This window comes from Trueperella bialowiezensis, assembly GCF_900637955.1.
Classification (GTDB): Bacteria; Actinomycetota; Actinomycetes; order Actinomycetales; family Actinomycetaceae; genus Trueperella; species Trueperella bialowiezensis.
Map to the genome: position 1 here is coordinate 633,773 of NZ_LR134476.1, position 11,771 is coordinate 645,543.

The following is an 11,771-nucleotide window of genomic DNA, read 5'->3' on the forward strand; positions in this document are numbered from 1 at the left end:
TTGGGATCTTCCCCCGCCCCGGCAGGCTGGAGCGAGGATGCGGCTTTCGACAGCCTCATGTGGACCTCCAATGTCATTAATGTCTATGTAAATTACAACGATGTAAGCCGATAAAGTCAAGACGGTTTGAACACTTTGCCACGCTTACCGGCGTGTTGCCGCGTGTTTTTCGAGCAAAGTGTGAGATAACTCCACAACCGTTCAACGGTTCTCACAGCCGGGAAGTTGCGTGGGCATTTCGCACGTCGGGGAAAAGTTTACCGCTTTCATCTCAGGCGTGACACCATGGGGCTATGACTTTTTCTCCTGCGGATCTGACGGCGTCGGCGCTCGCTGACATCGCACAGCACGCTGCCCGTGCGGTAGGCCCGCAGCTTCTAGCCGCCTTCGCTGATCCCGGCCCGGTTGAGTACAAGCGTGACTTCCACGATCCCGTCACGGTTCACGACAGGCGTGCCGAACAACGCATCCGCGAGATCATTTTTGAGTCCGCTCCCGGCTCGCTGCTGCTGGGTGAAGAAGAAGGCCGGCTCATCGACGCCAGCGGCACGCCAGCTGTTGCCGGGCCTGACGACGTCGTCTGGCTCGTTGATCCGATAGACGGCACGGCGAACTTCACATCCGGCTTGCCGTGGTGGTGCATATCGATCGCGGCTGTGCGTGGAGACCGCGCGATCATGGGTGTTATCTATCAGCCGACCACCGGTGACATGTACCGCGCTGATGAGACCGGCGCCTATGAGAACGGTGAGCCGATCCGGGTCACAGACCAGCCGCCGCACCGCACGCTTGTTGCCACCGGGCTACCCGCCGACCGGATCGACGATTACGACGGCGCAATGCGCGGCTTCGAAGTACTCCTGCGGGGCACGAAATCGGTACGCCGCCTCGGCTCAACAGCCCTGCACCTGGCCGGGGTTGCAGATGGCACTTTCGGCGCCACCTGCGGCATGGCCACTCAGCCGTGGGATATCGGCGCTGGTATCGCACTCATTGAGGCGGCTGGCGGGATCGTCGTCGGGCTGAATGCCGACCACACGCGTGCCACCTCGCGTGTGTTCGCCTGCCCGCACTATGTTGGTGCCGCGCATCAAGAGGCCGCCCAGCTCGCCCTCGACGCACTTAATCACGTTCAACCGCAAGACTTCGACCATGTTGGGAGTAACTCATGACCCACGCCTCACCGACCACCCTCTACGAATCGCTCGTTGCGCTTGGCACCTCGCCCGCCCTCGTCTGGTATGGCGAGGATGGGCGCACCGAACTATCCGGGAAAGTGTTTGCTAACCACGTCGCCAAAATCGCGAACTACCTCGAACAGGAATGCGATCTTTTCCCCGGCAACCGGATCGTCCTCGACCTGCCCCCGCACTGGAAGGCGCTCACATGGGCACTTGGCGGGCTGGTGGCTGGCGGCTTCGTCGTCGTGGGGCGCGAAAAAGTCGACGACGGCGAACCGGGCACCATTATCGTCACAAACGAACCGGCCGCGGTCAGTGCGGACGATCCGGGAGACCTCGTCGTCGCCCTTAACTTGGATAGTTTCGGATTCGCGTGGGAGGGCGACCTGCCGGACGGGGTTGCCGACGGGACTGCCGACGTCATGGGCCAGGCCGATGCGCTGCTGGTCGAAGGTGTGGACGGCGATTCGAACTATTCGTTCTGGGCACACGTGCTTCACGACGTGCCCACGACCGACCGGGTGGTCGTCAAGGATGCCACGCTCTCACAGGCAATCGCGCTGACCTATCTAGCTTTCGAACGCGAGATTTCCGTGGTTTTCGTCGCAGACGGTCGTGACGCGGCCGAAGTGGCCGCCGCGGAAAAGGGCACGGTGCTCGAGCTCTAGCTCGCGTGGTCTGGCGCGGCCTGGGTGCGCGCCTGTGCCTCTGCCCGGCGGCGATAGATGAGCGCGATGAGCGCGCCTGAAATGTTATGCCACACGGAGAAGATCACGCCCGGTAAGGCAGCTTCGGGCGTGGCTGGGAAATGGGTCTTTGCGAGCGTGGCCGCCAGCCCGGAGTTTTGCATGCCCACTTCGATCGACACGGTGCGGCATGTGCGTGCTTCCTGCCCGGTCAGTTTGCTCACGCCGTAGCCGAAGGCCAGACCTGCCAGGTTGTGCAAGATGACCGCGGCGAACACGACGCCGACGGCCGTGCGGAGGGCGTCCACCGAGCCGGGTACGAGCGCTGCCACCACGAGGGTGATCCCCACTGTCGATATCCATGGCAGCACGGGCAGCAGCCTGTCGATCACCCGCGGGATGAGTAGGCGCAACAGCACGCCGCCAACCACGGGGATGACCACGGTTTTCAAGATCGAAATAGCCATTGCTCCGCCGTCGATCTCGGTGAGTGTGCCAGCCAGCCACTGTACGAGCAGCGGGGTAAACACCGGCGCTAGTAAGGTTGACACGGTGGTCAGCGTGACGGACAGTGCGACGTCGGCTTTCGCCAGATAGGCCACGACGTTCGACGCCGTACCTCCAGGAGCCGTACCGACAAGAATCACTCCGATCGCGATCCCAGCGGGCAGGTTCAACAGATGCACCAGCCCAATCGCGGCCAGCGGCATGATTACGTATTGCGCGGCCACGCCGAGTGCCACTGCGAGCGGGCGCTCAGCTACCCGCCGGAAGTCCTCCAGTGTGAGCGTGAGACCCATCGTGAACATGATGAACCCCAGACCGGGTGACACGTACGGGGTTAGGTGCGCTGCCGTCGTCGGGAAATGATACGCCCACACCGCACCAATGACGATGATGGCCGGGAACACTGTGACTGCTACGAGCGCCGACCGATCCTCCGCACTCAGCCGCGCCGCACGTTCTTTTTTCACGCCCACGCCATTCCTCTCAAGTTCGATCACTTCCGCTACAGAATAAGCCATAATGTGTTCATGCGTGGAATTATTTTAGCTGGTGGATCCGGCACTCGTCTTCATCCGATTACTCAAGGCACGTCGAAGCAGCTCGTGCCCGTCTATGACAAGCCGATGATCTACTACCCGATGAGTACGCTCATGCTCGCCGGTATCCAAGACATCCTGGTCATTACAACTCCGGAAGATGCTCCGCAGTTCCACCGTCTCCTTGGCGATGGCTCGCAGTTCGGTATCAACCTGCAGTTCACGGTTCAAGAGGTGCCGAACGGGCTAGCGCAGGCGTTCGTGCTCGGCGCCGACTTCGTTGGCAGTTCCCCGGCCTCGCTCATTCTTGGGGACAACATTTTCTATGGCCCGGGCATGGGCACCAAGCTGCGGCGTAACACGAATCCGGATGGCGGGGCCGTGTTCGCCTATCATGTGCACGATCCGGAGCGTTACGGCGTCGTTGAATTTGACGAGAACTTCAAGGCGCTCTCTATCGAGGAAAAGCCGGCAAAGCCGAAGTCGAATTACGCGGTGCCCGGCCTGTACTTCTATGACAACGACGTGGTTGAGATCGCGAAGAACCTCAAGCCGTCCGCGCGCGGCGAATACGAGATTACCGACGTCAACAAGGTCTACCTCGAGGCCGGCAAGCTCTCCGTTGAGGTTCTGCCGCGTGGCACCGCCTGGCTCGACACCGGCACGTTCGACTCGCTTGCGGATGCCACCTCGTATGTGCGTACGGTTGAAGCCCGGCAGGGGCTGAAGATCGGCGCACCCGAAGAGGTTGCTTGGCGGATGGGTTTCCTCGACGACGCCGAACTCGCGGCCCGCGCCGAACCGCTCGTCAAGTCCGGGTATGGCGACTACCTGCTCGGCCTGCTCGAGTATGGAAAGTAGGCTTCCCACGAGCATTCCCGGGGTACACGTTTGCTTCCGGGGGTACCAAATCCGGCGATTTGTCTACCCCGGGAACGAAACAGGTACCCCCGGAAGTTCAACGACGACGTCGGAAGCATTCGAGAACCAGACAAACCGCCCGCACGCTCCGCAGGCCGAGCCTTCCGAGCATGTAAAACATATCCACAGCAATAGAACTGCACTTATAGTCCACAAACCGCAGCGCCTAGCATCAAAACACGCGTAACAATGCATACGATCGTGGCATGCAAACTGAGTTCGGTCGATTCACATTTACACCCAAGAGGACCTCTTCTGCTGCCCAAGTGAACACTTCTGCCCTGCTACCCAGCTGGGTTGCTCGACGTGAAACTCATTTTGAACAAGTGCGCTCGCGTGGCGTTCGGTTTAAGGACTCCGGCTTTTCTAGTCGCTCTGATTTCAAGGAGCATGTTTTCAAACGTGGCCTCGGATTTATCTTGCCTGGTTACGCCGGTCCGGGCATTGCCCCAGACGCACCGCAGTGGGACAGGGAACAGCTGCTCACGCTCATGACAGTGGACTATCTGGAGCGTCGCCGCGACGACACGCACGTTCATGTTCCCGCTCCGTACGCCGGACACACCGCCGCGCATTTACTTGGTTTGCCGACGACGTCGCCCCACCCTCCAGAACTTGTTCGCCAAGTTCCACCCGGGTTTTGGCATAACAAAACTAGAAACGTGAAGACCTATCGTGCACCCACGACGCCTGAAACCGTGACGATCTGCGGGATTGAGGTGTCAAGCCCGCCGCAAACCGTGATAGACCTCGCCCGGCTCGCCAGCACAGAGGACGCTTTGGCGTGCGCGAATTTCGCACTGCACGAAGGTTTGGCGACTCGCGAAGAAATCACCAGTATCTATGAGCGCATGCCACGGTTTATTGGTGCTAACCGAGTGCGTGATGTTTTGGCCCTGATGGATAGCCGCGTGGAATCTGTGGGCGAGTCTCTGACGAGGTTAAGAATCCACCAGTTTGGTTTGCCGCAGGTCGAACCGCAGGTGTCTTTCATGTCTGACAAGCATGTAGATCGGGTCGACTTCCTAGATCGCAAGAACAAGATCGCCTACGAGTTCGACGGCAACATAAAACTACTTGACCCGCGCATGCTTGACGACCTCGACTACCGCAAATCTATCGCCAACGAAGGAAATCGAGACCGGCGCCTGCGCCAGCATGGTATTCACCCATTCCACCTTGTATGGAACGACGTGAAAACAGAGCGCGGTTTTGAAGACTGGCTAAGACAAGCCCGGATCAATGGATTCCCCTTGTAGTACGGGGTAAACGTATTCCCGGCGGGCTATGTGCGAAGCTTGGCGGCCGACACGCATTCCGGGGGTACACGTTCGCTTCCGGGGGTACCAAATCCGGCGATTTGTCTACCCCGGGAACGGAACAGGTACCCCCGGAAGCCCGTGTTTGCGCTAGGCGGCCGGTTCCTTGGCGATTGGTTCCTTTTCGGCTGAGCGCCGGTAGAACATCGACAGGAATGCGCCTGACAGGTTGTGCCACACCGAGAAGATCACGGCCGGCAGAGCGGTTTCGGGCGTGAAGTACGTCTTCGACAGGGTGGCCGCCAGGCCTGAGTTCTGCATACCAACTTCGCTGGACACGGTACGTGCCACACGGTTGTCGAAGCGGAACAGTTTCGCAGCCCAGTAGCCGAGCAAGTATCCGAACAGGTTGTGCAGAATAACAGCGGCGAAGATGGTAGCACCGGCGGTCTTGAGCGCTCCAGCAGATCCAGGAACGACGCCGATGACGACGGCGCAGATGCCGAACGTGGAAATCCACGGCAGCACGGGCAGAATCCGGTCGATGACCGTGGGGATGAGGAGTCGCAGCACAAGGCCGGCGATCACGGGGATCAGCACGGTCTGGACGATCGACCATGCCATGGCGCCGCCGTCGATGTCCATGTAGGTGCCGGCAAGCCAGCTCACGAGGAGCGGGGTCATGATCGGTGCGATCAGCGTGGAGATCGAGGTCATGGTGACGGACAGGGCGACGTCGGCCTTTGCAAGGTAGGAGATCACGTTCGACGACGTTCCACCCGGCGCGCATCCGACGAGGATGACGCCAACTGCGACGGCGTCTGGCAGGTTCAACACCTTCGTGAGGACGACGGCAATGCCCGGCATAATGACGTATTGTGCGACGACGCCGAGCAGGATCGGCAGTGGGCGTGTGAATACGAGTTTGAAGTCCGGGATCGTGAGCGTGAGGCCCATGCCGAACATGATGATGCCCAACATGATGGACACGTGTGGTGAGACGTTCGACGCGACGTTCGGGAATGCGAACGCGAAAATCGTAGCGATGATGATAAGAGCTGGAAAGACGGTGACGGCTACGAGTGCCGCCCGGTCTTCAGCTGAACGTTGAGGTTGTGCATTTTCAGACATGCAGGTTATTGTCTCGCCAATCGTCCAACATGCGAAATTGTATTCCACATGGTGAAACGATAGTGGTGGAGAGCACGTGCAGGTCAGCGTTGATCGCGCCGATGCCGGCGCGCGAAGCCATTCTGAACCCCGCTGTTATCCGAGGTAGGCCAGCACGGCCGGAGCGGCCGCCTGCCAGCGTTCTTTCCAATCGCCGATCGGCTCCACACCGATTGCGGATAGGTTATCGTGTCCGAGTACTGAGTAGGACGGCCGGGGTGCCGGCCGGTTGAACGCGGCGGCCGTCGTCTCCCCTACGATCGCGGGATCTTTGCCGTAGGCCGCAATGATCTCTTTGGTGAAGCCGTGCCAGTTGGTTTGTCCGGAGGATGTGCCGTGGTACGTGCCAGAGGGAGCGCCTGCGGCGATGAGCCGGTAGATGAGATCGGCGAGGTCGCGGGTCCACGTGGGCTGGCCGACTTCATCGGTCACCACCTGCAACTTGGGGTGCTGGTCGGAGAGTTTAGCCATTGTTTTCGGGAAGCATTTGCCGTGTTCGCCATACAGCCAGGCGGTGCGGACAATAAGGTGGTTGTTCGTTTCGGTACGAACAGCCCACTCCCCTGCTGCTTTGGTGCGGCCGTAGGCGCTGGCGGGTGCGAGCGGGCCGTATTCGGCGTAGGGTTCGGTGGCGGTGCCGGAGAACACGTAGTCCGTGGAGATGTGTACGAGGCGGGCGCCCATGTCGCGGGTTTTGCGCGCGAGCAGTTGTGGCCCGACAGCGTTCACGGCGAAGGCTGTGGCCTCGTTTTCTTCAGCGGCGTCGACTGCCGTGTATGCGGCGCAGTTGACGACGACGTCGGAGCTCGGAATAGTGCGCACGCTCGCCACGTCCGTGATGTCGATGTCGGGTTGGTCAAGTTCAACAACCTCTTCGCCGCGTTCACGAAGCATCGTGACGACGTCGGTCCCCAGCATGCCGTTGGCCCCAATGATTGTCCAGCGCATGTTCCTCCTTTTGCTTGCCCTCCAGCTTACCTGCCGACAATTACCCGCGCACGGTCTATCCGAGTTGAATGTTCGGCACTCTCGCTACCTTGGTTTTGAGAACGCCTCCAGCTACCGTCCCTCTATTCAGGGTGGTTTTAGGTTGCGGGCTCGCCGCGGACGTAGATCGAGTACACCCCGATTCGCTCGGTCAGTTCGAATTCGGATCCGGCTACGTATTCGTCGAACGAGTCACCGGGTAGTACCACTACGTCTATCGGGTATTCGTCCAATACTTCTCGTTCTAGAACGTCAAACTGGTATTCGCTTGGATTGCGAATCACATTGTCATAGGCAGCTTGCTGGTCGAGTCCGTAGCTAGCGAAGTCTGGATCGGTCCCGGATCCGAAGCGAGGAATCGCGGAAATTGAGCGGACGTGTGGAGCATAAACTCGCACGATCGTTGCCACATAGTGCCGCCGATGTTTGATCTCCACCCATTCCGGCGTCATCACGTTCAGCGGCTCGCCGCCTGACATCTCTTCGAGCCGCTTCGAAAGTTGGACCGTGTCCTCGGGCATAATGCGTGGGTTATCTGCCATGTAGGAAAGTGTGCTAACCGGATTTCCGTTGACGGGGACCGTTGATGCTACTGAGCTTGCACCAATCGCCGCCGCGAGCACGAATTGAACGAGCACGTAGCTTTGGCGCGCATACACAAATAACAGTAGTGACAATGACACGAAGCCGGCGATAATTAACGCGTAATAGCAGGCCGTTTGGGCTCGAGACGCCACGAAACTGATCATGGACGCATTTTCGAAAATGTCATTCAGCTCCGGCACGTGTATCAGAGCAAAGAGTGTTATCAAGATGATGGCGAACCGGGTAATTTCCAGCTTTCGCAACACGAACACTGCGAGGGTGACAAAGACGGCACTGATCCATAGTAGGGGCGAGGTACGGTTGACCACACCTAGGTGGGCGGATACCTCGCTAAGTTCGGGCCGATCTGCGAGAGCTATCCCGACGCCGATGAGTATCACGATGAACGCTGACGCCCTGAGCCACGGCCTGCTCCCGCTCGTTGCAAAAAACGCCAGAAGGTAGGCGATCACGGTCAACACGATGATCGGCAGCACTGCCACAGCTTTGCTGATCAGAACAACGGAGATGACGCCTACTTGCGCCACGACTCTAAAATCGATTTTCCGCGCGGACAGATAGAGGCTGACCAGCCACAGGATTCCTACAACTCTTACCAGTGTTCCGCCGTACCACATCGCGGTATTAAACTGCCACAGATCCTGGGCGCGTAGCAGATTCCAGTTTTCGATCGTGGGGTAGGCGAACGAGAGGATGAGCAGAGCGCTGGCCATGTATTGGACGTGAGTTGAGGGCACATTAAGTTGTTTGGCCATCTGACGGCCAAACACGGCCACGGTGACCGCCGCAATGAAGTAATGGAAAATGTTCAGGAACCCGCGCATCGCGATGAGGGGATCAAGCCGGAATAGGTAGGTGTACACCGCCATTTCAGACTGAATCGAACTCAAATGGTAGGTATTCAAACCGGTGTTGGCCGCGGTGAAACCAGTTCCGAAGATAACGTTGTAGGGATCATCTTCGTAGGGCATATTCGACACCGACAGCAGATAGTAGCCGTCGTCGGTGTGGTTGTTGTTCCAGATAATGTGCGTCTGCAGTAAGAAAATGAGGAACAGTGCCAGTGCGATAAGGACAAGAAAATAGTGGTCTTTAACTGCGGTAATCAACGACGGCGCCGTCCTCCACAGGCGGTGCCTGTACCAGCCGATGATGCTAGCGGCAATGGTCAGAAACGCCACCCCAACCACTGCGATCACCACCGGCGTGAAGGATAGCCGCAATAACTGCATCGGGATCACGAAAACAGCGACAAGGAAGCTGTGCGCAATATATCCGATGAGGAAATTCCCCGAAACATCGCTGGCGTCCCGGCGAAGAGCACTACCGAACGCATAAAACAGGACGGTGAACAGGGCAATGAGGATCGCGCCGAGAACGTAGGTCATAACCTTCCCTGAATCTTACCGACGACTTTACGAACAGTGGGCTGCACGCCCTCCGTCCGTAACGAGTGCACACCTTTTTGGGCTAACTGCCGTACGCGTACTAGCGCGGGGATTCCCGCCGGGCCAGAGCGCTGTGCACTGAGCGTGTAGGGCTCGACGCCGGCAGTCGGGTCAGCCAATTCGTCGTCGACAACCGGAGGGAACGTGCTCGATTCCTTGTGCCCGTGCTCAGCGACGTGCAGCCACGCGTCAATGAGGATGTTGAGATATGCCCACCCCTGCATGTCTGGAGAGCGTTCAAGGAGCGCTTGCCTTTTGGCGGCGCGCCCCATTCGATCGCGTAGTGCGGGATCGTCCAAAAGAGTGGTCAGGGCGTCCACCCATTCGTCTTCCGTGGCGGCGATCATTCCCGTTTCCCTCGGCCTGATTGCTTCGACGAATGGCTGGCTGGGGCTCGCCACCGTTGGGGTTTCGACGAGCGCGGCCTCGAGCCATTTGATCGCGGACTTAGCCTCGTTGAAGTGGGACTCCGTGGTCAGCGGCGCAAGGCAAACGTCAACATCGCGTAGCAGGGCCGGTAGTTCGTGCCATGGCACGAACGGGAACCGCTTAATCCTGTTCTCATACGGCGCGAGAACCTCGGTCGGTTCGACGAGCCCGCCCAGCCACAGTTCAACATCGGGATGGCTGTCAAGGACTCGCGCGATGGCACCTTCGATAGATGCCCAGTCGGCGTCGTGTGTATCGGTTCCGGAAAAGAAGCCGATCCGCGGCGGGCCCTCAGAGCGCGGCTGGTTCAGCGCCCGCTCACTTACTCGAGCCAGTAGGGCGCCGACGCCGTTGTGGAAACGTTGCGCTGGAACGCCCAGCAAGCGCTCCGCTTCGGCAGATATGAGCTCGGTTGAGCCGATGAAGTAGTCGCACTGTTCGAACGTCGTCCTGTATCGGTGAACTCCGCGTATCCAAAGCTCACGTTCGGCGTCGTCTAAACGGTTGAGGTTATCGAGTGTGGACACAATATCTGGGTCGAAAATGAGGTCGTCCACGTCGCCGACGATGGGGATGATCCGATCGCTCTCCCGAATCTTTTTGATGACGTCAAGAACACGATACGTGGCCGGCACCCGGTAGAAGACGACGGCGTCGGCATCCAGCGCTTCCTGTTCAAGGAGTGGGCTGTTGAAGTGCAGGATCGTCGGCTCAACTCCGCGCATTCGAAGTCCCTCTGCAGGAAAGTGGGCGCGATATCGGCCGGCCGCACCTTGAATCCCGATCACGATGAGCACATTGCGGATGAGGGTCCGCACGCCGTCGCGGACGGCGGCCTTGCTTGTGCCCTCCCCGGCGAGGAGATCGGTATACAAATCTTCGATCTGGTCGATTTGTTCGTCCACAGACACGATCTTTGATGCCGATCCTTGGTTGAGCATCGGCCGCGTAACTTCCGGATCTGACATTTTCTCGATTGCGCGTGCCAGGTCAACCGGGTCTGCGGATCGTACGATCATCCCGTTTGTGCCATGGTTGATGGCTTCTTCGGGGCCGATGGAATCGGTGGCGATAACAGCCAAGCCAGCTCGTAAAGCTTCACGGGTGACGATCGAGTGTGATTCACGCATGACCGAGGGCAGGATCAACACGTCATGGCCGGCGAATACTTCTGGCAGCTCGTCACGGTCGTAACGCGGCTGATGCTGAGCCCACGAAGGGAACCCCTCGGCGGGAGTGTTATACAGATCGAGCACGGTGCCAGGTGCAACCTTGGCTAGCTGTGCAGCCTTCTTCAGGACCCCATAGCCTTTCATCTCGGCGTCCCCACCGGTATACATAAAGTGCACGTACGGTAGTTCCTCTCGCTTCACGTCGGATTCGGTGACGTCGATACCGTTTTCGTTGACGGCGGTCTTTTCCAGAGGAACGCCGTTCGCTACCAAGACGTCACGCGCGGACGCGGAAGGAAAGAGCACGAGGTCCGCCGATTCCAGCCGCTTGGCAAGCCATTCGTTCCGGTTCTCGAGATGCTCTCGGCCGGCTTCACATTCGCATTCACCACACGAGACGACGAGCGGGCAGGGCTCGCCGTCCCGATCAACGAGAAACTGCCGGGCACACACCCACCAAAAGTCGTGCATCGTGACAACTGTGGGATACCCGTGCGATTTTGCGATGTCTAACATCTGCGCGCCGAGGGTTTGAATGGAGTGGAAGTGCACGATATCCGGGTCCACCTCAAGGAGGTATTCTTCGAAGCGGCTGGCAATTGCCGGGTGGTCGAAGTTCTTCCTATCACCCCAACCAATGAACGCCGAATTTCCAATCCAGCGCACGGGGACGCCGTCGTCGTCTTCGTCGCGTACTTCAAGCGGCGCCAGATCGTTGAGTCGACCGGCGAAAACAAATGATTCGTGGCCGCGCTTGCGCAGTTCGTGTGCGAACCGGTGCGGTACGAGCGCCCCTCCGGATACGAAATCGGGTGGAAGATGCGCGCTGACCTGAAGAATCCTCATGTTTGAATCCTAACAACACATGA

9 protein-coding genes are annotated in these 11,771 nt (G+C 59.0%); 4 read left to right on the forward strand and 5 right to left on the reverse strand.

Annotation, left to right across the window (positions count from 1 at the left end; all coding sequences use genetic code 11):
• Positions 1-293 precede the first annotated feature (293 nt).
• Together EL234_RS02985 and EL234_RS02990 are read left to right on the forward strand one after the other, a co-directional pair.
• The gene (locus EL234_RS02985; RefSeq protein WP_126416072.1) at positions 294-1,172 is read left to right on the forward strand and encodes an inositol monophosphatase family protein; all 879 of its coding nucleotides are present in this window, start codon (positions 294-296) and stop codon (positions 1,170-1,172) included.
• Positions 1,169-1,849 (forward strand): TIGR03089 family protein, encoded by a 681-nt coding sequence (locus tag EL234_RS02990; RefSeq protein WP_126416073.1) that lies wholly within the window; start codon positions 1,169-1,171, stop codon positions 1,847-1,849. The genes EL234_RS02985 and EL234_RS02990 overlap by 4 nt, the downstream gene beginning before the upstream one ends.
• Here EL234_RS02990 and EL234_RS02995 read toward each other — a convergent pair.
• A complete protein-coding gene (locus EL234_RS02995) occupies positions 1,846-2,892 on the reverse strand; it encodes a bile acid:sodium symporter family protein (RefSeq protein ID WP_126416074.1) in 1,047 nt (348 codons plus the stop codon). The two genes, EL234_RS02990 and EL234_RS02995, sit on opposite strands and share 4 nt — an antisense overlap.
• 9 nt (positions 2,893-2,901) lie before the next feature.
• Here EL234_RS02995 and rfbA point away from each other — a divergent pair, with 9 nt between their 5' ends.
• Positions 2,902-3,771, forward strand: coding sequence for a glucose-1-phosphate thymidylyltransferase RfbA (gene rfbA, locus EL234_RS03000; RefSeq protein WP_126416075.1), 870 nt, complete (start codon positions 2,902-2,904; stop codon positions 3,769-3,771).
• A gap of 326 nt (positions 3,772-4,097) precedes the next feature.
• The gene (locus tag EL234_RS03005; RefSeq protein WP_126416076.1) at positions 4,098-5,090 is read left to right on the forward strand and encodes a hypothetical protein; all 993 of its coding nucleotides are present in this window, start codon (positions 4,098-4,100) and stop codon (positions 5,088-5,090) included.
• A 150-nt stretch (positions 5,091-5,240) separates the two neighbouring features.
• Here EL234_RS03005 and EL234_RS03010 read toward each other — a convergent pair whose 3' ends face one another.
• The 4 genes from EL234_RS03010 to EL234_RS03025 all read right to left on the reverse strand — a co-directional run bounded on the left by EL234_RS03010 (position 5,241) and on the right by EL234_RS03025 (position 11,748).
• Positions 5,241-6,221: a bile acid:sodium symporter family protein gene (locus EL234_RS03010; protein WP_126416077.1), complete on the reverse strand. Its 981-nt coding sequence runs from the start codon at positions 6,219-6,221 to the stop codon at positions 5,241-5,243.
• Positions 6,222-6,356: 135 nt separating this feature from the next.
• Positions 6,357-7,208 carry a dTDP-4-dehydrorhamnose reductase gene (gene rfbD, locus EL234_RS03015; protein ID WP_126416078.1) on the reverse strand — a complete coding sequence of 284 codons (852 nt, stop codon included), beginning with the start codon at positions 7,206-7,208 and terminating at the stop codon, positions 6,357-6,359.
• 137 nt (positions 7,209-7,345) lie between these two features.
• Positions 7,346-9,241, reverse strand: a complete 1,896-nt coding sequence (locus EL234_RS03020; protein ID WP_126416079.1) for a DUF6077 domain-containing protein — start codon at positions 9,239-9,241, stop codon at positions 7,346-7,348.
• Complete coding sequence (locus EL234_RS03025) at positions 9,238-11,748, reverse strand: glycosyltransferase (RefSeq protein WP_126416080.1); 2,511 nt, start codon at positions 11,746-11,748, stop codon at positions 9,238-9,240. The genes EL234_RS03020 and EL234_RS03025 overlap by 4 nt, the downstream gene beginning before the upstream one ends.
• Between the last annotated feature and the right edge of the window lie 23 nt (positions 11,749-11,771).